Raw genomic sequence first — 19,406 nt, 5'->3', positions numbered from 1 at the left:
TCACCGCCGAGTGGAACCTGATCGCGCTCGCCTACAACTGCCGAAGGCTTCACCGCCCGCGGCTGGCCACCTAATCCACAACTCAGCTATCCCGCTGCCAGCTGGCCCAAACCCAACAGGCTGCTAGGCCATGATCCGCTCGTACAGGGTCGCGGATCATGGTCCAGGCCGTTGTTTGATCGGGTGATCCACGCCTTTCGGTGAGTCCACCTCAGGCGACCACGCTCCAGGTCATTGCTTCATCGCGTGATGCACGCTTTTCGATGCTTCCACCTCCAAGCGATCACGCTCTGACCGACGGCATTTGACATCGTGCCGGGCGCCGCCAGACTCGCTGGCGGCACGGAGGTCCGCGATGTCCATGCAGCCGCGCGAGCGCATCCCTTATTCCGCCATCGTCGACCGGCCGCCGCTGCGCCTGCCGGGCGGGGCACGGGTGGTGATCTGGAGCATCGTCAACCTCGAGGTCTGGGACATCGCACGGCCGATGGCACGGCAGGTGCTGCCGGCGCCGACCGGCCAAGTGCTGCTGCCCGACGTGCCGAACTGGTCCTGGCACGAATACGGGATGCGCGTCGGCGTCTGGCGCTTCTTCCGGCTGTACGAGCGGCTCGGCATCGCGCCGACGCTCTCCATCAACGCGCGCGTCGTCGAGGATTACGAACGCGTCGCGGCGCAGGCACGCGCGGCGGGCTGGGAGTTCATGGGCCATTCCTGGGAGCAGGGGCCAATCCACAAGGAGGCGGATCAGCGCGGCATGATCCACCGCTCGCTCGACCGGCTGGAGCGCTTCACCGGCCGGCGCCCGGTCGGCTGGCTCGGGCCGGGGCTGACCGAAACCTACGAGACGCCCGAGCTGCTGGCCGAGGCCGGGGTGCAGTATATCGGCGACTGGGTCTATGACGACGAGCCGACCACGATACACACCGCCAGGGGGCCGCTGGTGACGCTGCCTTACACGGTGGAGCTGAACGACATCCCGATGATGATCGTGCAGCACCATGAGGGCGAGCACCTGCTGAAGCGCGCCATCGACCAGTTCGACCGGCTCTACGAGGAAGGGGCGGAGCGAGCGAAGATCATGTCGATCGCCATCCACCCCTATATCTCCGGCCAGCCGCACCGCATCGCCTATCTCGAGGCCTTCTACGCGCATGTTGCCGGCAAGCCGGGCGTGCTGCACTGGAACGGCGAGCAGCTTCTCGACTGGTATCGCGGCGAGCGCGACCGGCCCGCCAAGGATTGATGCAGCCGGCGCGACCGTGCCCTGCGTCACAGCGGGCCGGGTCGCACCATGCGAAACTGGGATCGGGTGCGTGTCGCCGGACTCGCTGCACCAGCCGCGACAATACGCCCCACACGAGAATTTACCGAATATTTCTCACGCGTAAGTTATGTCGCATCCTTAGGAGATTGCACTAAATCGCTCCTGTCGGTTGCGACAATGGCTGCACCGCACCAACAAGAACTCACATAGATTTTGCCATCCAGCGCGTAACCATCAAAGGCAGCAAGCGATGTCATGGGGGTCGCGTAGGGCAACGGACGCGACATAGATTGACTCGAAAAGCCGGGAGCAAGGATCGTCTCCCGGTCGGTTGCCCAACGGCAAGCGATTATTGTCCTGAGCTTGCATTCCATGGTCGTTCACCGACCGATTTCTTTGTGACTAAAAGGAGCGCCACCATGCCCGTGTACAGGTTCGGAAGCGGCGACGATGTTTTCGGCACGACCTATGAGGGCGATTGGACCGGCACCATCGTCTACGCGGGCGCCGGAGCCGATACGATCACCCTGGGCTTCAAGCCGCCCGGCGGCTTCACCCCCTATGCGGTGAACTACTCCATCGCCTTCGGCGAGGCCGGCAAGGACACGCTCTCGGCCATCGGCACCGGCAACTGGCTGCTCGGCGGCGCCGGCGCCGATCTGATCACCGTCACCGGAACCGGTAACAGCGCCTTCGGCGAGGCTGGCGATGACCACCTCGTCGCCGAGGGCTACGGCTACCACCTGAGCCGCTACAGCTTCATCTACGAGGCGACGAACAACCAGCTGATCGGCGGGGCGGGCAGCGACCTGCTGGAGAGCCGCAGCACGCCCGCGATGCAGAGCGGCTACGCCTATACCGACCACGGCGTCGCCGGCACCATCATGACCGGCGGGCCGGGCCAGGACAGCTTCCTGCTGCGCAATGCCAGCGACCTCATCGTCGCCAACGACGCGGACGGCCTGATCTCGCAGGGCGACATCTTCCACGGCGTGATCGACGAGATCATCGACTACCAGGCCGGCGAGCGGGTCGATATCGGCGCCGCCAGCCGTCTCGATGCCGTGGCGCTCAGCACCGGGCCGCTGCACCTGCCGAACCCCAGCAACGGGGGGACGCCCGTGCCGGCGAGCGAGGCGCACAAGCATCCGGTCCTCGCCGATGGCAGCTATGCCAGCTATCGCGGCGACATCACCGCGGCCGGCGAGTTCACCGTCTCGCAGGCGGGACACGACCTGCTCGTCGTCTACGACGCGGCGGACACTATCGACGCGCCGCTCTATCAGGGCGCCGTCGCGCTGCACGGCATCACCGATGCGAATCAGGTCCTCTTCGCCTGAGGCTCGCCGCGTGACGCTCCGGGCCCCCGGTTGACGGGGGCGGGTGGGTCCGGCCGGGCGATCCCGGCCGGACTTCGCCCATGACCCGCGGGGCCGGCAGCCCGGCGCCGCGGCTCAGCGCACCAGGCGCCGGTAGAGATGCCAGGTCGCGTGGCCGAGCACCGGCATGACGACCGCGAGGCCGATGAAGGCCGGCACGCTGCCGATCGCCAGCAGCGCCGCCACGATCAGCCCCCAGAGCACCATCGGCCCGGGATTGGCGAGGCAAGCCTGGATGGAGGCTTGGATGGCCGGGCCGATGCCGACGCGGCGGTCGATCAGCATCGGAGCCGAGACCACCGTCAGCACCAGCACGAGGAGGGCGAAGAGGAAGCCGGCGCCGTTGCCGAGCAGCAGCAGCCGGTGCCCTTCGGGCGTGGTGAAGGCGGCATTCAGCACGTCGCCGAAGCTGGTCACCGGAAGCTCACCGAGAGTGTGGTCCCAGATCCAGCGCGCCACGCCGACCCAGGCGACGAAGAGAACCATCACCAGGATGCCGAGCATGACGATGTTGGCCAGGTTGGGATGCCGCAGCACCGCGAAGGCGGTGAGCCAGGAAACCGGCTCCCCGGCCTCGCGCCGGCGGCTGATTTCGTACAGCCCGATGGCGGCGACCGGGCCGACCAGGCTGAGCCCGGCGACGAGCGGCCAGAGCAGCGGCACCATGTCGCCGCCCGAGAAGGCGCGCGCCGCGACGAGGCCGACGATCGGGTAGAGGACGCAGAGGAACATGAGCTGCGTCGGGATGCTGCGGAAGTCCTGCCATCCCTCCCGTAGCGCCGCGCGCAGGTCGGCGGTGCCGATCCGGCGGATGGTCGCCTCGGAGACATCGGTGGGATGGCGGGCCTGGGTCCAGGCTTGAGCCATGGCGAAACCCTCCTTCGAGGCCGCATCCGGGATCGCATCCCCCCGCGGCCTGGCCGCATTGCGGGACGAAGTCCGCGGGCCGGAACGGTCCCTGGCTCCGGCACGCCGGCGGCAGGGTCCCAAGGCTTGGGCCGCGGCCACCTCCTGGGCCAACGCGCGACCGGGCGTTGCGCTCCCCGGCCTTCTTTCTCCTCCGCGCGCGAGTCCCCGGCGGCGACTCGGCGGGGCCAGCGAGGCCGGCGAAAGGCACGGCGCAAGGTGGGTCGCCGCGCGATCCGGCGCCATGCCCGGCGCCTGCCGCGCCGCGCCGGCGGGCAAGCCGCTGCGAGGCCGGGATGGGTTGCGGGTCCCGGCGCTTCGGTTATATCCCTGGGCGGCCCATTCCCGTGCCTCGTGGCGCGCGGTGCCATCTGTCCGCGTTGCCACCTCGTCGCCTATCAGGGACGCCATCGCCGATGCAATCGCTCGAACTGAACAAGGCCTTCGCTGCGCTCCTCACGGCCGGCATCACCTTCATGCTGGCCGGGCAGCTCGGCAAGGTGCTGGTGCATGGCGAGCGGCCGCATGAGCCGGCCATCCAGCTCGGCCAGGATGCGAGCGAGGCCGCGCCCTCCGGCCCGGCCGGCCCGACGATCGAGCCCATCGCCGGCCTGCTGGCGGATGCGGATGTGGCGGCCGGCCAGAGCATCGCGCAGAAGCAGTGCGGCAGCTGCCATACCTTCAATGAGGGCGGCAAGTCCGGCGTCGGTCCGAATCTCTACGGCGTCGTCGGCGCGCCGCATGGGCATCTGGAAGGCTTCAACTACTCCGCGGCGCTGAAGGGCAAGGAAGGCCCGTGGAATTACGACGAGCTGAACCACTGGCTGGCCAAGCCCTCCTCCTACGCTCCCGGCACCCGCATGGCCTTCGCCGGCCTGAGCAGCGCGAAGCAGCGGGCGGAGGTCATCGCCTATCTGCGGTCCATCTCGCCGAAGGCGCCGCCGCTGCCGCCGCCCGGTGAGGCCGCCGCGACGCCGGCGGCCGCCCCGGCCGCTGCGGCGGCAGGGGCCGCCCCGGCTGCGGCGCCGGCGGGTGCCGTGCCGGCGGCTGCTCCGGCCGCGGCAGGCGCGCCGCCGATCGCCGAGCGGCTGGCCAAGGCCGATCTGGAGAAGGGCGCCACCCTGTTCCGCCGGCAGTGCGGCGCCTGCCACACGCCGAACGAGGGCGGCCGCAACGGCGTCGGCCCCAACCTCTACGACGTCGTCGGCAAGCCGCACGGGCATCTGGAAGGCTTCAACTACTCGGCGGCGCTGAAGGCCAAGCAGGGGCCTTGGACCTATGACGAGCTGGACCACTGGCTGACCAGCCCCTCGCAATACGCCTCGGGCACGCGCATGGCCTTCGCCGGCATCAAGGACCCGCAGGACCGCGCCAACGTCATCGCCTATCTGCGCAGCCTCTCGGCCAACCCGCAGCCGCTGCCCTAGAACTTCCCTGAAAGCCGCTTCGCGGCTTTGCGGGGGCTCCAAGGACGGCCCGGACGGAGAGAGCGTCCAACGAAAACCCCCGGCGGCCGCGAGGCCCCGGGGGTTTTTCGTATCAGCGGCTCAGCTCGCGCGTCATCGCCTCGATGCCGCCGAGCGTCAGCGGGTACATCCGCTGCTCCAGCAGCCGGTGCAGGATGAGGGCGGACTGGTACCGGCCCCAGGCCCCTTCCGGCATCGGGTTCAGCCAGGCGCTGCGGCGGAAATGGCCGAGCAGGCGGTTCAGCCAGACCTGGCCGGATTCCTCGTTCCAGTGCTCGACGCTGCCGCCGGGCTGGATCACCTCATAGGGGCTCATCGCGGCGTCGCCGACGAAGATCGCCTTGTAGTCCGGCCCGTATTTCCGCAGCACCTCCCAGGTCGAGACCTCGCTGTCCCGGCGACGCCGGTTGCTGGTCCAGAGCCGCTCATAGGGGCAGTTGTGGAAGTAGAAATGCTCGAGATGCTTGAACTCCGCCCGGGCGGCGGAAAACAGCTCGGCGCAGACCCGCACATGGTCGTCCATCGAGCCGCCGATATCGAGGAAGAGCAGCACCTTCACCGTGTTGTGCCGCTCCGGCACCATCTTCAGGTCGAGCGTCCCGGCATTGTTCGCCGTCGCCCGAATGGTGTCGGGCAGGTCGAGCTCGGTCGCCGCCCCCTGGCGGGCGAAGCGGCGCAGCCGCCGCAGGGCGAGCTTCATGTTGCGCGTGCCGATCTCGATATCGCCGTCGAGGTCGCGGAACTCCCGCTTGTCCCAGACCTTGACCGCGCGGCGGTGGCGGCTCTCCTCCTGGCCGATGCGCACGCCTTCGGGGTTGTAGCCATAGGCGCCGAAGGGCGAGGTGCCGCCGGTGCCGATCCACTTGCTGCCGCCCTGGTGCCGGCCCTTCTGCTCGGCGAGGCGCTGCTTCAGCGTCTCCATCAGCTTGTCGAAGCCGCCCAGCGCCTCGATCTGTGCCTTCTCCTCCTCGGTAAGGTATTTCTCCAGCATCTTCCGCAGCCATTCGGCCGGGATCCGCGCCTCGGCGCCGGGATCGCCCTCGGGTGGCTCGAGGCCCTTGAAGACCTCGCCGAAGACGCGGTCGAAGCGGTCGAGATGCCGCTCGTCCTTCACCAGCGTAGCGCGGGAGAGATGGTAGAAGTCGTCGACGCTGTAATCGGCGACGCCCTCCTTCATGCCGCGCAGCAGGGTGAGGTATTCCGTGATGCTGGCGGGAATGCCGGCGGTGCGGAGCGCGACGATGAAGTGGGCGAGCATCGGCCGCGCCCTAGCGCTGCTGCCGCCGCGAGAGGAAGGCCAGGCGCTCGAAGAGGTGCACGTCCTGCTCGTTCTTCAGCAGCGCGCCGTAGAGCGGCGGGATGGCGACCTTGGCATCCTGGCTGCGCAGCACCTCGGGCGGCAGGTCCTCGATCATCAGCAGCTTCAGCCAGTCGAGCAGCTCGGAGGTGGCGGGCTTCTTCTTCAGCTCGGCGACGCTGCGGACCTCGAAGAAGACGTTCAGCGCCTCGCGCGCCAGCTCCTGCTTGATGTCGGGGAAATGCGCCTGGACGATCTGCTCCATCGTCGCGCGGTCGGGGAAGCGGATGTAGTGGAAGAAGCAGCGGCGCAGGAAGGCGTCCGGCAGCTCCTTCTCGTTGTTCGAGGTGATGATGACGACGGGCCGGTGCTTCGCCACCACCGTCTGCCGCGTCTCGTAGACGAAGAACTGCATCCGATCGAGCTCGAGCAGCAGGTCGTTCGGGAATTCGATGTCGGCCTTGTCGATCTCGTCGATCAGCAGCACCTGCGGCCGGTCCGCCTCGAAGGCGTCCCAGAGCTTGCCGCGCACGATGTAATTGCCGATCTCGTGCACCCGCGGGTCGCCGAGCTGCCCGTCGCGCAGCCGCGAGACGGCGTCGTATTCGTAGAGGCCCTGCTGCGCCTTGGTGGTGGACTTGATGTGCCACTCGATCAGCGGATGGCCGAGGGCGCGGGCCACCTCATGCGCCAGCACGGTCTTGCCGGTGCCCGGCTCGCCCTTCACCAGCAAGGGCCGCTGCAGGGCCACGGCGGCGTTCACCGCGACTTCGAGGTCGCGCGATGCGATATAGGTCTCGGTGCTGCGGAACCCGGCCACGCCTGCCCCCTGGATGCTTCGGAGAGAGGGTGGCGCCTGTCCCGCCCCACGGCAAGCCCATGCCGTCACGGGCGATTGCGCCCCCCTTCCTCCCCGGTCGCCACCCGTTGCCCTGCCGCGGCTTCGCCGCGGCAGGCTGTGACGCCCCTCGGTCCCGAGGCGGCTCACGGGGCCCCCGCGACGGCGCGCCGCGACGTCGTGGGGAATATCGATCAGGCCTTGGCCAGCCCCGCCGCCTTCATCGCCTCGCCGAGCGAGGCATCCGCCTCGGCCAGCGCCTTGCCGGCCCCCGCGGCATCGGCATAGACACCGCCGAAGCCGCGCGCCGCCAGGAAGTCCTGGTAGTCCTTCGACTGGTAGATGCGCCCGAGCGCCGGCTCGATCGCCGCCTTCACCGCCTCCGGCAGGCCGGCCGGGCCGACGATCACCCGCATGGCGCCGGTGGTGAAGTCGATGCCCATCGCCTCCTGCAGGGTCGGGATGTTGGGGAAGGTGTCGAGCCGCTTCGGGGCCATCACGGCGAGGCTGCGGCAGCGTCCGGCATCGAGCATGGCGCGGGCCTCCGGCACCGAGCAGGTGGTGAAGTCGAGCCCGCCCGCCGCCAGGTCCTGCATCGCCGGCGCGGCGCCGTTCGAGGGCACCCAGCGCACATGATCGGCCTTCAGCCCCATGGCGCCGAGCCAGCCGGCCAGGGCCAGGTGCCAGATGCCGCCCTGGCCGGTGCCGCTCGCCTTCATCTTGCCCGGCGTGCTCGCCTTGATCGCCTCGGCGAGCTGCTTCGCGTCCTTGTAGGGCGAGGCGACGTTCACCTGGATGCCCGGCGGGTCGTTGTTCATCAGGCCGAGCGGGGTGAAATTCCGGTAGGTGACCTCCGTCAGCCCCTGCCAGTGCAGCATGCAGATCTCGGAGGTGATGATGCCGAGCGTGTAGCCATCGGGCGGCGATTGGGCGATCGCGGCATGGCCCACCACGCCGGAGCCGCCGGTGCGGTTCACCACGTTGACCGGCTGGCCGAGCTCCTTCTCCAGCAGCGCGGCGACGATGCGGGCCACCGCATCCGTGCCGCCGCCCGCCGCCCAGGGGCAGAGGAGCTGCATCGGCCGCGCGGGGTATTTCGGCTGCCCCAGGGCGTTGGGGGCGATGGCGGGGGCCGCGAGCAGGGCAGCGCCGCCGCCGAGCAGGCTGCGTCGGTTGAGGGTCGTCATGGTCTCGTTCCTCCTGGCACGCCCCTCCCGGCGGGGCGTTTCATTGCGTGTCCAGAGCGTGCGACATCGGCCGGCGGGGCGCAACGGGTTCCGCGCTATCCGGTCGCGTCCCCCGCCGCCATCCGCCGCCGCTGCATCCGGTTCCAGATCCAGATCCCGAGCGGCCAGAGCAGCGCCCCGAAGGTCATCGCCGCCAGCACGCCGGAGACCGGGCGTTCGAAGAAGGGCAGGATGTCGCCATCCGACTTGATGAGGGAGGTGATGAAATTCTGCTCCACCATCGTCCCCATGACGATGCCCAGCACCAGCGCCGCCACCGGATAGCCGTTGCGCTCCATGACGAAGCCGAGGCAGCCGAAGACCCCGACCAGCAGCACCGAGAAGAGGTTGCTGCCGGTGGCGAAGGCGCCCACCGCGCAGAGCAGCATGATGACCGGCATCACCGCCGCCCGCGGCGCCCGCAGCACGCTCGCCGCCAGCCGGATCATGACGATGCCGAGCGGGATCATGATGATGTTGGCGAGGATGAAGATGAGGTAGAGCGCGTACATCGAGGAGGCGCGCTCGGTGAACAGCGTCGGGCCGGGATTCAGCCCCTTCATGTAGAGCACGCCGATGGCGATCGCCGTGATGGTGTCGCCGGGGATGCCGAAGAGCAGCGAGGGCACCCAGCCCGAGGCGAGGGAGGCGTTGTTGGAGGCGCCGGCCTCGACCAGCCCCTCGGGATGGCCGGTGCCGAACTTCTCCGGCTCCTTGGAGAAGCGCTTGCTCATGGCGTAGCTGACCCAGGCCGCCATGTCGGCGCCCGCCCCGGGCAGCACGCCGATGATGATGCCGATGACGTTCCCCCGCCACATCGGCCACTGGTACTTCTTGGTCAGCATCCACTGGTTCGCCAGGATGGAGCCGAATTTCCGCCGCGGCAGGGGCGGCGGCTCCGGCGTCACCATGGCCCGCATCACCTCGCTCACCGCGAAGACGCCGACCAGCGCCGGGATCGGCTCGATGCCGCCGAGCAGGTCGGGGATGCCGAAGGTGAAGCGCGGCGTGCCGGCCGGGTTCTCCATGCCGATGCAGGAGACCAGCAGGCCGAGCAGCATGGAGGCGATGGCCTTGATCGGCGAGGAGCGGGCGACCAGCGTCGCGCACATCAGGCCGAGGAAGGCGAGCCAGAAATACTCGAAGGTCGAGAAGGACAGCGCCATCTCGGCCAACAGCGGCGCCATCAGCACCAGGGAGAGGGTGCCGACGATGCCGCCGATGGCGCTGAACCAGAGGCCGGCGCCGAGCGCCAGCTCCGCCTGGCCCTTGCGGGTGAGCGCATAGGCCTCGTCGGTATAGGCGGCCGAGGCGGGGGTGCCGGGGATGCGCAGCAGGCAGCCCGGGATGTCGCCCGAGAAGATCGCCATGGCCGAGGCGGTGATGATGGTGGCGACCGCCGCGATGGGCGAGAGCCAGAAGGTGACCGGCACCAGCAGCGCCGTCGCCATGGTGGCGGACAGGCCGGGCAGTGAGCCAACGACGAGGCCATAGACGGCCGAGGCGAAGATCGCGATCAGCACGTCCGGCGCGGCGACCAGGCGGACCGCTTCGAGGAAATCCATCATCGGCCGGTCACCACGGCGCCGCCAGCAGGCCTTCGGGCAAGGGCACCCGCAGCAGCTTGTAGAAGGCGAGATGCACCAGCAGCGGCGCGACGATGGCCATCGGCACGGCCAGGCGCGGCCGGGCGCCGAGGGCGAGGGCGGCGACGAAGACCATGACCGCGCCGGTGAGCAGGAAGCCGAGCCGGTCGGCGGCCAGCACGTAGAAGAGCAGCAGGGCCGGCGGCACCAGGGCGCGCGGCCCGCCGGGCCGCCAGGGGGAGGAGGAAGGGCCGGGCGGCGCTTCCTCCTCCTCCGGCACCTCGAAGCTGCGGCCGATGCCGAAGGCGATGAGGGCGCCGCAGAGAACGAGGCCGCTGCCGATGAGCAGGGGGAAGGCGGCCGGCCCCACCTCCTGGCCGGGCACGGCCGGCAGGCGGGAGCCGGCAATGGCGGCGGCGGCGCCAAGGACCATGAGGACCCCGCCCGTCACCCGGTCGGACAAATGCACCGAGACCCCCCTTGGACCTGTTTCCTTCCGGTACAGCCTAGAACAGTTCGTGGCGGGGCGGAATCAGCGCCGCGGATTTGTGCCATGCCGCCGCCCGGTCCATGATCGCGGCGAAGCATCCGCAGCAAGGCCGGAGACGTCCCGCATGAGTTCTGCCGCCACATGAGCATCGCCTGGCATGGGCTGCTCGATTCGATCGAGGCGACCGAGACCGGGCTGCAATCGGCCGGCTACATCGCCAGCCGCCCGATCTCGACCGCCGTCTACCTCGCCCACCACCTCCGCAAGCCGATCCTGGTCGAGGGCCCGGCCGGCGTCGGCAAGACCGAGCTGGCCAAGGCGGTCTCCGGCTGGCTCGGGCTCAGCCTGATCCGCATGCAGTGCTACGAGGGGCTGGACGAATCCAAGGCCCTCTATGAGTGGAAATACGGCAAGCAGCTCCTCTACACCCAGATCCTGAAGGACCGGCTGGGCAGCGTGCTGGGCGAGGAGCCGGGGCTGGATGCCGCCATGCGGCGGCTGCACGGCGTCAGCGACCTGTTTTTCTCCGAGGAGTTCCTCGAGCCCCGGCCGCTGCTGCGGGCGCTGCGCGAGCCCGGCGGCGCGGTGCTGCTGATCGACGAGGTCGACAAGGCCGACCAGGAATTCGAGGCCTTCCTGCTTGAGCTCCTCTCCGACTACCAGGTGAGCATCCCCGAGATCGGCACGGTGCAGGCGGAGGTGGCGCCGCTGGTGCTGCTGACCTCCAACTCCATGCGGGACCTTGGCGACGCGCTGAAGCGGCGCTGCCTGCACCTGCATATCGGCCTGCCGGATGCCCGGCTGGAGGCGCGGATCATCGCCAGCCGGGTGCCGGCCGCGGCCGAGGACCTGCGGCGCCAGCTCGTCGCCTTCGTGCAGCAGCTCCGCACCCTCGACCTGAAGAAGCTGCCCTCGGTCAGCGAGACGATCGACTGGGCGCGGGTGCTGGTGCTGCTGCACGCGCCGCAGCTCGACCACGGCATGGTGCGCGACACGCTGAACGTGCTGCTGAAATTCGAGAGCGACATCGAGGCCGTCGAGCCGCAGATCGCCGAGCTGCTGCTGCGGGCGAAGCGGGAGGCGGTGCCGGTTCGATGAGCCCGGTTCCGAAATCCCCGGCCGCGCCGTGACCGAGGGGCCGCTGCTCGACTTCTTCCGGGCCGCGCGCGGGGCCGGGCTGCGCATCTCGCCGGCCGAGAGCATCGACGCCACCCGGGCGGTGCAGGTGGTGGGCTTCGCCGACCGGGCGCGGCTGAAGGACACGCTCTCCCTGGTGCTGGCCAAGACGGCCGAGGAGAAGCAGTCCTTCGGCGAGGTCTTCGAGCTTTTCTTCCGCCGCGGCGACTATGGCGAGGAGGGCGGGCCGGATGGCGGCGCGGGCGAGGCGCCGCCCGCCGACCGGCCTGATCCGCCGCAATCCGGTGAAGGCCAGGGCGGCGGCGGCGAGGGCGGGGAGGGCGGCGGCGCCGGCAGCGGCGGCGACCTGGCGCGGATGCTGCTCGCCAACGACCAGGCGGCGCTGGCCGCGGCGGTGGAGCGGGCCGGGCAGGAGGCCGGGCTCGGCAACATCGCCCTCTTCACCCAGGTCAACCTCTTCACCCGCCGCATCCTGGACCGCATGGGGCTGCAGGCGCTCGACCGCGCCATCGCCGCCGCGCCGGAGAGCGAGCGCGGCCAGCGCCTGCGCCGGGGGCGGGAACGGCTGCGCGAGCAGGTGCGGGGCTTCGTCGAGCAGGCCTTGCAGCTCTATGCCCGCGGCGAGACCGAGGCCTTCCGCGAGCGGCGGCTGCGCGAGACCCGCCTCGCCGCCATCGAGCGCCGCGACCATGAGCGGATGCGCCAGCTTGTGCGCGCCATGGCCCGGCGGCTGGCGACGCAATACGGCCGCAACCGCAAGCGCGACCGCCGCGGCGTACTCGACGTGCGCCGCACGCTGCGGCGCAACATGGGCTGGGAGGGTATCCCCTTCCACGTCATCTGGAAGCAGGAGCGGATCGAGAAGCCGAAGCTGGTGGTGCTCTGCGATGTCAGCGGCTCGGTTGCCGCCGTCGCGCAATTCCTGCTGCTCTTCCTATATTCGCTGAACGAGGCGCTGTCCGGGCTGCACGCCTTCGCCTTCTGCGGCAACCTCGTCGAGGTGTCGGACATCCTGGAAGGGAAGCCCATCGAGGCGGCGATCCCGGCGGTGATGGAGCGCGCCGGCTATGGCTCCTCCAACTACGGCATGGCGCTGGCGGATTTCGAGCGCGAGCATCTGCGCCTGCTCGACAGCCACACCACGGTCATCATCCTCGGCGACGGCCGTGGCAACCGCACCGAGCCGCGGGCGGACATCCTCGCCACCATGGCGGAGCGGGCGAAGCAGGTGGTCTGGCTGAACCCGGAATACCGCACCCTCTGGGGCACCGGCGATTCCGACATGCCCCGCTACGCGCCGCATTGCCGGGTGGTGGCGATGTGCAGCACCCTGCAGCAGCTCGAACGGGTGATCGGCGACCTGCTGCGCGACGGTGGATAGGGCGCGCGGCCTAGCCCGCGCGCCGGCGTGGCGCCTCCACCCCGGCGGCATTGCCTTCCGGGTCGAAGCGCACCGCATTCGGGTGCAGCACCGCAGCCCGCGCCGCCTCCTCGACAGTGCGGATGCCGGCCTGGCCGAAGGTGCTGCGGATCTCCTCCATGAAGGAGGCGGTGGCATGGCCGCCGCCCGCCTCGCCGATCGCAGCCACGGGCAGCAGGAAGGCGCGTCCGGCGAAGCAGAACTCCGCCCCCACCGCCAGCGCCCGCAGCACGTCGAGCCCGGAGCGGATGGAGCCGTCATAGAGGATCTTCGCCCGCCCGCCGACCGCGGCGGCGATCGCCGGCACCGTGTCGATCGAGGCCGGCGCGGCGTCGAACTGCCGGCCGCCATGGTTCGAGACCCAGATGCCGTCGACGCCGAGCGCCACGGCGCGCTCGGCGTCCTCCGGATGCTGGATGCCCTTCAGCACCAGGGCGCGCGGCCAGGCCTCGCGGAAGCGGGCGATGTCGTCCCAGGTGACGCCGGTGGTCATGTTGCGCTGCACGAAGGCGGCGAGCTCGCCCACCGAGGCATTCTCGCCCACGTATTTCTTCATGTTCTCGAAGCGCGGCTGCCCCTTGCGCAGCATCTCGAGCGCCCAGAAGGGGGCGCGGGCGATGTCGAATACCGTGCGCGGCCGGTAGCGGAAGGGCACCACCAGCCCGTTGCGCACGTCATGCACGCGCTTCTGCCGCATCGGCACGTCGAGGGTGACGACGAGGGCATGCGCCCCCACCGCCTCCACCCGCCGGATCAGGTCGAGCGAGAGCCGGTGGTTGTCCGCCGGCAGGCCGTAGAGCTGGAACCAGAGGCTGTCCGGCGCGATCCGCGCCAACTCCTCCATGCCGACATTGGCGACGGTCGAGGAGACATAGGGGATGCGCGCCGCCTGGGCCGCGGCGGCGAGGATGGCATCCGTGCGCGGCCAGACCAGCCCGGTATTGCCCATCGGCGCGACGCCGACCGGCGCGGCGTAGTCGCGTCCGAAGAGGTTGGTCGCGATGTTGACGCCCGAGAGGTCGAGGGCGTAGCGCGGCACGATCCGCACCGCATCCATGGCGGCGCGGTTGTGCGCGACATTGGGGGCGCCCTGGCCGACGCCGCCGGCGACGAAGTCATAGGCGAAGCGCGCCACCCGCCAGCGGGCGCGGTGATTCGCATCCTCGAAGGTGGGAAGGCGCCGGCGCAGGCGTGCCGCGGGCGTCTCCGTCGCGCCGGCCCCCCAGCCGGTTGGCTTGCCCGTATTGCCCGTGCTGCTGCCGCTCATCGCATCCCCCATTCGTTCCGGCGATTATGCACCCTTGCGGGCGCACGGAAAGCCGGGGCGGCCCTTGACGCAGCCGGGCAGAACGACCCAGGTGTTCATCAATCAGGGTGGCGACGCCGCCCCGCCGCTGGTCCGAGCAGGGTCCGTCGCGGCGCATCGAGGAGGACGCCCCTCTCATGGCCCAAGAACGACGCCGCGCCGGGCTTGCCCGGCATGCCGCCTGGCTCTGCCTGCCGCTGCTCGCCGCCTGCGCCGGGCTGGCGCCGCAGCAGCCGCCGCTCGGCTGGGCGAGCCTGCCGAACGATGCGGTGGTCGGCGCCGGCGACCCGGTGCGCGCCGCGGTCATCAACACCGCCTATGTCTTCAGCAATCCGGGCAGCGTGGCCGGCCGGCCGGCGGATGCGGCGCGGGCGGTGGCGAATTACGCCTTCCTCACCTCGGAAATCCCCTTCGGCCCGCGCTGGGTCGGCTGGAACCCGGTCGCCGGGGTGCAGCTCCAGTCCGCCTATCCGGAGGTGCAGGCCGCCTTCGGCATCGCGCCGACCGCGCCGACGCAGCAGGTGGTGAACGGGCTCTACGCCGCCTCGCGCGCCTTGCAGGCGGGCGACGCCGCGGCGGCCGAGCGGCTGCTCGCGCCGCCCGTCTTCACCGCTGGCGGCGCGGCGACGCTGCAGCGCCTCGCGGCCATGCCGATGCTGCCGAATGCGGCCGCGGCGGCGGTGCTCGCCCAGCAGGAGATGGACCGCAACGACCGGCTCGGCTCGCCGCGTGGCGGCGGCGCGGGTGGCGGCGGTGGCGGCGGGGGTAGGTTCTAGTATTCCCCGCGCCGTCGCGGGGGCCCCGTGATTCGCCTGGGGTCGAAGATGCGTCACAGCCTGCCGCGGCGGAGCCGCGGCAGGGCAACGGGAGGCGACAGGGGGCAGCGCGACGGGTGCTATTCCGCGGCGCGCTTGGCGTAGATGCCCATGCCGTTATAGGGGGCGTAGGGCGGGAAAGCGCCGATCGCCGCCATGTCCACCTCGATCAGGCTCGGCCCCGGCGTGGCGACGGCCTTGGCCACCGTCTCGCCCAGCGCCTCGAGGCGGTCGACCTTGAAGCCCGGCAGGCCGGCGACGGCGGCGAGCTTCTGCAGGTCCGGCCCCACCGGATCGGCATAGAAGAAGCGGCCGTCCTGCAAGGCGCCCTGGATGTGCTTGATGACGCCGTAGCCGCGGTCGTTCATCACCAGGATCACCAGCTCGGCCCGCTCCTGCACCGCCGTCCAGAGCTCGGTCTGGTTCATGGCGAAGCCGCCATCGCCGACCATGGCGATGGTCTTGCGCGGCTTGCCGCCCTCGATCCCGGCCATGGCGGCGCCGATGCCGAGCGGCAGGCCCGGCCCGATGGCGGCGCTGACCGGATGCACCGCGTCGCGCGGCCCATAGACCGGGAAGATGCGGTTGCCCCAGGAGGAGTTGCTGATGGTGACGTCACGCACCCAGAGCGCGTCGCGCGGCATCGCCTCCCGCAGCATGGCCGGGGCATCGGCATAGGGGCCGAGCGTCGCGCGGTATTCGGCGGTGGCGCGCCGCTTCATCGCCGCGAAGTCCTCGGCGAAGCCCGGATCGACCCGCAGCCGCCCGCGCAGCCGCCGGGCCAGCCCGGCCATGGCGAGGCCGGCATCGCCGCAGACGAAGCCGGCATTCGGATAGGTGCGGCCATTGGCGCGCGGATCGACATCCACCTGCAGCAGCGGCTCGGGCAGGCGGAGGGCGAATTCCATCGTCTCATGGCCGCGCAGCTTGGAGCCGACGACGAGCATCGCGTCGCAGCCGCGATAGAATTCCTGCACCAGCGGCGCGCCGTTGCCGTGCAGGCCGCCGAGGGTCATCGGATGATCCTCGGGGATGATCCCGCGCCCGTTCCAGGAGGAGACGGCGCCGAAGCCGAGATCGAGCAGCGCCATCGCCTCGGCGCCGGCCGCCTTGGCGCCGTTGCCGAGCCAGAGCATGGGCCGCTTCGCCCGCGCCAGGATCTCCGCCGCCTCGTCGAGCGCCGCCTCGGCCGGCGGCAGCGGCGGCGGCACCGGCAGGACCAGGCTGTCGAGCGCGGCGGGGCGGGCGATCGGGGTGCGCTGGACGTCGATCGGCAGTTCGATGCTGACCGGGCCCATGGGCGGGGTGAGGGCGAGCGCCGCGGCGCGGGTCAGCAGGCCGAGCGCCTCCTGCGCCGAGCGGATGCGGAAGGCCGCCTTGCAGACGGCGCCGAGCATCGCCGTCTGGCCGGGCAGGTCGTGCACCGTGCCCATGTCGCGGTCGATGAACTTGGTCGGCGTCTGGCCGGTGATGTGCAGCACCGGGGAGCCGGCGAACTGCGCCTCGGCCAGGCCGGGCACGGTGTTGGCGGCGCCCGGCCCGGTCGAGGAGAACATCACCCCGAGCCGGCCGGAGACGCGGGCATAGGCATCGGCCATGTGCGCCCCGCCCATCTCGCCGCGCGCCATGACGTAGCGGATGGCGTTGCGCCGGCCGATGCCGTCCAGCATCGGGATATTGTGCACCGAGACGATGCCGAAGCAGGTGGTGACGCCGATCCGGGCGAGGAATTCCGCCACCAGGTCGCCGACATTGTAGGCGCTGTCCGCCATCGTGTTTCCTCCCGAAACCGCCCCGTCCCGCAGGCCGGGATCAGGAACGCCCCTTCGAACCGTCGCTGCCCGCTGCCCTGACGCGGCTTCGCCGCGGCAGGCTGTGACGCCCCTTGGCCGCCGGGCGAATCCGAGGCCTCCGCGACGCCGCGCAGCGACGTCGCGGGGACTACTACAATCCGTTCTTCAGGATCCGGCGGGCGATCGCCATGCGATGCACCTCGCTCGGCCCCTCATAGATGCGCTGCACCCGCACCTGGCTGGCCATGAGCTGCAGCGGCAGTTCCTTGGTCATGCCCATGGCGCCGAAGGTCTGCATGGCGTTGTCGAGCACCTCCTGCGCCATCTCGGTGGCGAAGACCTTCACCATGGAGGCCTCGTTGCGCACCTGCTCGCCGGCGCCGAGCTTGGCGGCGGCGTCGCGCACCATCAGGCGGCAGGCATGGATCTTCGTCGCCGCCTCGGCGATCCACCACTGGATCGCCTGCCGGTCGGCGAGCTTCACGCCGAAGGTGGTGCGGTTCTTCGCCTGCTCGCAGAGCATCTCGAGCGCCCGCCGCGCCATGCCGGTGCAGCGCGCGCCCATCTGCAGCCGCCGCACGTTCAGCCGGAGCTGCATCGGCGCATAGCCCTCGCCGAGCTTGCCGAGCACCTGGCTGTCCGGCACGCGGCAATCCTCGAAGACCAGCTCATAGGTGCGGCGGCCGCCGATCATCGGGATCTCGCGCTCGATGATGAAGCCCGGCGTGCCGCGCTCGACGATGAAGGCGGTGACGCCCTCCTGCCGCTTGCCCTCGCCGGTGCGGGCCATGAGGATGATGAAGTCGGCCCGCGGCACGCCGCTCACCCAGATCTTGCGGCCATTGATGACCCAGCCATCGCCCTCCCTGACGGCGCGGGTGGTCATGCCGGCCGGGTCGCCGCCGGCGCCGGGCTCGGAGATGGCGATGGAGGAGCGCATCTCCCCCCGGGCATAGGGTTCGAGGTATTTCCGCCGCTGCTCGGCATTCGCCGCCAGCTTCAGCATATGCAGGTTCGGGCTGTCGGGCGGGAAAAGGAAGGGCGTGACGGTGCGGCCCATCTCCTCCTCGATCGCCATCAGCGCGGCGAGCGGCAGGTCGGCGCCGCCGAACTCCTCCGGCACGTCGAGGCCCCAGAGGCCGAGCTCCTTGCACTTGGCGAGCAGCGGCGCCTCTTCTTCCGGCGTCAGCCCGTAGCGCTGGCCTTCCGATTCCCGCTTCAGCACCGCCGGCTCGAGCGGCATCAGGTCGCGCTCGACGAATTTGGTGACGAGGTCGCGCACCATGCGGTGCTCCTCGGTCAGTGCCGGAATGCCGCCGATATCGAAGCCGTCCATGGCCGGTTTCCTCGCTGTCTCGCCTTTGGCGTCAGATTAGACCCGGCGCGCCGGGGCCGCGAAGCCCCCCTCAGCCCGCATGATCGGCCGGCTGGGCCTGGCGATGGGCGAAATTGGCGACGTTCAGCTTGCGCCGGTGGTCCTCGTAGCGCAGCGGCTCGTAGCGGCAGGGATTCGCCGCGGTGACGCAGCTCGGCACCGGGCGGATCACCGCGTCGTTGTCCGGGCCGAAGAAGAAGGGGATGGCGTAGCGCATCGCGTTGTTCTGGTTCACCACCCGGTGCGGCGTCGGCGCGAAGCGGTCGTTGGAATAGCGCCCGAGCATCTCGGCGGTGTTGACGACGAAGGTGCCGGGGATGGCGGGCGGCCGCAGCCACTCCCCCTCCCGCGTCCGCACCTCAAGCCCGGGCAGGGCGGATTGCGCCAGGAAGGTGATGAAATTGGTGTCGATATGCGGGGCGAAGCCGAAGCGGCCTTCCTCCGGATCGGGCTGCGGCTGGTAGCGGATGAGGCGCAGCGTGCAGCTCGGATCGCGGAAATCACCGGCGAGGTAGTCGGGCTCCATGCCGAGCGCCAGGGTGAAGACCGGCAGCAGCCGCTGCGCCAGCGCCTCCATGGCGGTGAAATAGGCCATGGTCGCCTCGCGGAAGCCGGGCAGGTTCGGCGGCCAGCGGTTCAGCCCGACGAAGGGCTTGCGATTGACGATGTCCGGATGGTCCGGGGCGCGGTCGCGGATGATGTAGAAGCTCTCGTTCAGGTTCGGCTTCCTCACCTCGGCCACCTTCGAGGTGCGGATCACCTGCGCCCCGGTGGGCAGGAAGCCGATATTCAGCTCGCCGACCCTGAGGGCGAGCTTCTCCTCCTCCGGCAGCGCGAAGAAGCGGGCTGCGGCCTCGAAGCAGCCGGTGGGCAGGGCCGGGTCGATGCCGTGCCCGGCCAGGACCAGGAAGCCGGTATCCTCGCAGCTCCGCGCGATGCGCTCGGCCAGCGCCGCTGCGGCGCCAGGCTCGCCCGCCAGGGCCGGGGCGATGTCGAGGACGGGAATGCGGCCCTCGGGGGATGTCGGAACAAGGCCCTCCGGGCCGGCGGCATCGTGGCGCATGCTGCTCTCCGCGCTGTTGCGGCGCAGCAGAGCATGCGAGCG

General features: G+C 70.5%; 16 protein-coding genes. 6 read left to right on the top strand and 10 right to left on the bottom strand.

Translation table 11 applies throughout. The features are described from left to right. Window positions 1-355: 355 nt before the first annotated feature. Together HJG45_RS20040 and HJG45_RS20035 are read left to right on the top strand one after the other, a co-directional pair. Window positions 356-1,246 (top strand): polysaccharide deacetylase family protein, encoded by an 891-nt coding sequence (locus tag HJG45_RS20040; RefSeq protein ID WP_217362984.1) that lies wholly within the window; start codon window positions 356-358, stop codon window positions 1,244-1,246. Window positions 1,247-1,686: 440 nt separating this feature from the next. After that, on the top strand, window positions 1,687-2,607 hold the full coding sequence (locus HJG45_RS20035; protein ID WP_171614299.1) for a hypothetical protein: 921 nt from the start codon (window positions 1,687-1,689) through the stop codon (window positions 2,605-2,607). A 114-nt stretch (window positions 2,608-2,721) separates the two neighbouring features. Here the strand turns inward: HJG45_RS20035 and HJG45_RS20030 are convergent, their stop codons facing one another. After that, entirely contained in the window at window positions 2,722-3,513 is a 792-nt protein-coding gene (locus HJG45_RS20030) for a DUF2189 domain-containing protein (RefSeq protein ID WP_171614297.1), read from the bottom strand. Window positions 3,514-3,968: 455 nt separating this feature from the next. Between HJG45_RS20030 and HJG45_RS28915 the strand changes: the two genes are divergently transcribed. Then, window positions 3,969-4,979, top strand: coding sequence for a cytochrome c family protein (locus HJG45_RS28915; RefSeq protein WP_171614295.1), 1,011 nt, complete (start codon window positions 3,969-3,971; stop codon window positions 4,977-4,979). Between the two features lie 112 nt (window positions 4,980-5,091). Here HJG45_RS28915 and HJG45_RS20020 read toward each other — a convergent pair whose 3' ends face one another. The 5 genes from HJG45_RS20020 to HJG45_RS20000 all read right to left on the bottom strand — a co-directional run bounded on the left by HJG45_RS20020 (window position 5,092) and on the right by HJG45_RS20000 (window position 10,434). Next, window positions 5,092-6,276, bottom strand: a complete 1,185-nt coding sequence (locus HJG45_RS20020) for a VWA domain-containing protein (protein ID WP_171614293.1) — start codon at window positions 6,274-6,276, stop codon at window positions 5,092-5,094. Window positions 6,277-6,286: 10 nt separating this feature from the next. Continuing rightward, on the bottom strand, window positions 6,287-7,135 hold the full coding sequence (locus HJG45_RS20015; protein WP_171614291.1) for an AAA family ATPase: 849 nt from the start codon (window positions 7,133-7,135) through the stop codon (window positions 6,287-6,289). 212 nt (window positions 7,136-7,347) lie between these two features. Beyond that, window positions 7,348-8,340, bottom strand: a complete 993-nt coding sequence (locus HJG45_RS20010) for a tripartite tricarboxylate transporter substrate binding protein (RefSeq protein ID WP_171614289.1) — start codon at window positions 8,338-8,340, stop codon at window positions 7,348-7,350. Between the two features lie 95 nt (window positions 8,341-8,435). After that, window positions 8,436-9,947: a tripartite tricarboxylate transporter permease gene (locus HJG45_RS20005; protein ID WP_171614287.1), complete on the bottom strand. Its 1,512-nt coding sequence runs from the start codon at window positions 9,945-9,947 to the stop codon at window positions 8,436-8,438. 7 nt (window positions 9,948-9,954) lie between these two features. Beyond that, complete coding sequence (locus tag HJG45_RS20000; protein WP_171614285.1) at window positions 9,955-10,434, bottom strand: tripartite tricarboxylate transporter TctB family protein; 480 nt, start codon at window positions 10,432-10,434, stop codon at window positions 9,955-9,957. Between the two features lie 162 nt (window positions 10,435-10,596). Here HJG45_RS20000 and HJG45_RS19995 point away from each other — a divergent pair, with 162 nt between their 5' ends. Beyond that, window positions 10,597-11,553, top strand: a complete 957-nt coding sequence (locus HJG45_RS19995; protein WP_171614283.1) for a MoxR family ATPase — start codon at window positions 10,597-10,599, stop codon at window positions 11,551-11,553. Window positions 11,554-11,581: 28 nt separating this feature from the next. Then, window positions 11,582-12,973: a VWA domain-containing protein gene (locus HJG45_RS29490; protein WP_217362983.1), complete on the top strand. Its 1,392-nt coding sequence runs from the start codon at window positions 11,582-11,584 to the stop codon at window positions 12,971-12,973. A gap of 10 nt (window positions 12,974-12,983) precedes the next feature. On the opposite strand, the gene HJG45_RS19985 is transcribed toward HJG45_RS29490, so the two are convergent. Next, window positions 12,984-14,279 (bottom strand): alpha-hydroxy acid oxidase, encoded by a 1,296-nt coding sequence (locus HJG45_RS19985; protein WP_171614281.1) that lies wholly within the window; start codon window positions 14,277-14,279, stop codon window positions 12,984-12,986. A gap of 176 nt (window positions 14,280-14,455) precedes the next feature. On the opposite strand from HJG45_RS19985, the gene HJG45_RS19980 reads away from it, so the two are divergent. Then, a complete protein-coding gene (locus HJG45_RS19980; RefSeq protein ID WP_171614279.1) occupies window positions 14,456-15,094 on the top strand; it encodes a hypothetical protein in 639 nt (212 codons plus the stop codon). A gap of 119 nt (window positions 15,095-15,213) precedes the next feature. On the opposite strand, the gene HJG45_RS19975 is transcribed toward HJG45_RS19980, so the two are convergent. The 3 genes from HJG45_RS19975 to HJG45_RS19965 form a co-directional block, all read right to left on the bottom strand. Beyond that, window positions 15,214-16,905: a thiamine pyrophosphate-binding protein gene (locus tag HJG45_RS19975; RefSeq protein WP_171614277.1), complete on the bottom strand. Its 1,692-nt coding sequence runs from the start codon at window positions 16,903-16,905 to the stop codon at window positions 15,214-15,216. Between the two features lie 172 nt (window positions 16,906-17,077). Continuing rightward, window positions 17,078-18,262 (bottom strand): acyl-CoA dehydrogenase family protein, encoded by a 1,185-nt coding sequence (locus tag HJG45_RS19970; protein WP_171614275.1) that lies wholly within the window; start codon window positions 18,260-18,262, stop codon window positions 17,078-17,080. Window positions 18,263-18,332: 70 nt separating this feature from the next. Then, on the bottom strand, window positions 18,333-19,364 hold the full coding sequence (locus tag HJG45_RS19965) for an isopenicillin N synthase family oxygenase (protein WP_171614274.1): 1,032 nt from the start codon (window positions 19,362-19,364) through the stop codon (window positions 18,333-18,335). Between the last annotated feature and the right edge of the window lie 42 nt (window positions 19,365-19,406).

Origin of the sequence: Roseicella sp. DB1501, assembly GCF_013112485.1 — a bacterium.
Taxonomy (GTDB): domain Bacteria; phylum Pseudomonadota; class Alphaproteobacteria; order Acetobacterales; family Acetobacteraceae; genus Paracraurococcus.
This window is presented reverse-complemented; position numbering and strand designations above follow the sequence as displayed.

Excerpts from the sequence above, each read along its gene's own strand:
- HJG45_RS20040 (WP_217362984.1), top strand. The coding sequence starts at position 356 with ATGTCCATGCAGCCGCGCGAGCGCATCCCTTATTCCGCCATCGTCGAC.
- HJG45_RS20035 (WP_171614299.1), top strand. The coding sequence starts at position 1,687 with ATGCCCGTGTACAGGTTCGGAAGCGGCGACGATGTTTTCGGCACGACC.
- HJG45_RS20030 (WP_171614297.1), bottom strand. The coding sequence starts at position 3,513 with ATGGCTCAAGCCTGGACCCAGGCCCGCCATCCCACCGATGTCTCCGAG.
- HJG45_RS28915 (WP_171614295.1), top strand. The coding sequence starts at position 3,969 with ATGCAATCGCTCGAACTGAACAAGGCCTTCGCTGCGCTCCTCACGGCC.
- HJG45_RS20020 (WP_171614293.1), bottom strand. The coding sequence starts at position 6,276 with ATGCTCGCCCACTTCATCGTCGCGCTCCGCACCGCCGGCATTCCCGCC.
- HJG45_RS20010 (WP_171614289.1), bottom strand. The coding sequence starts at position 8,340 with ATGACGACCCTCAACCGACGCAGCCTGCTCGGCGGCGGCGCTGCCCTG.
- HJG45_RS20005 (WP_171614287.1), bottom strand. The coding sequence starts at position 9,947 with ATGATGGATTTCCTCGAAGCGGTCCGCCTGGTCGCCGCGCCGGACGTG.
- HJG45_RS19995 (WP_171614283.1), top strand. The coding sequence starts at position 10,597 with ATGAGCATCGCCTGGCATGGGCTGCTCGATTCGATCGAGGCGACCGAG.
- HJG45_RS19985 (WP_171614281.1), bottom strand. The coding sequence starts at position 14,279 with ATGAGCGGCAGCAGCACGGGCAATACGGGCAAGCCAACCGGCTGGGGG.
- HJG45_RS19980 (WP_171614279.1), top strand. The coding sequence starts at position 14,456 with ATGGCCCAAGAACGACGCCGCGCCGGGCTTGCCCGGCATGCCGCCTGG.
- HJG45_RS19975 (WP_171614277.1), bottom strand. The coding sequence starts at position 16,905 with ATGGCGGACAGCGCCTACAATGTCGGCGACCTGGTGGCGGAATTCCTC.
- HJG45_RS19970 (WP_171614275.1), bottom strand. The coding sequence starts at position 18,262 with ATGGACGGCTTCGATATCGGCGGCATTCCGGCACTGACCGAGGAGCAC.
- HJG45_RS19965 (WP_171614274.1), bottom strand. The coding sequence starts at position 19,364 with ATGCGCCACGATGCCGCCGGCCCGGAGGGCCTTGTTCCGACATCCCCC.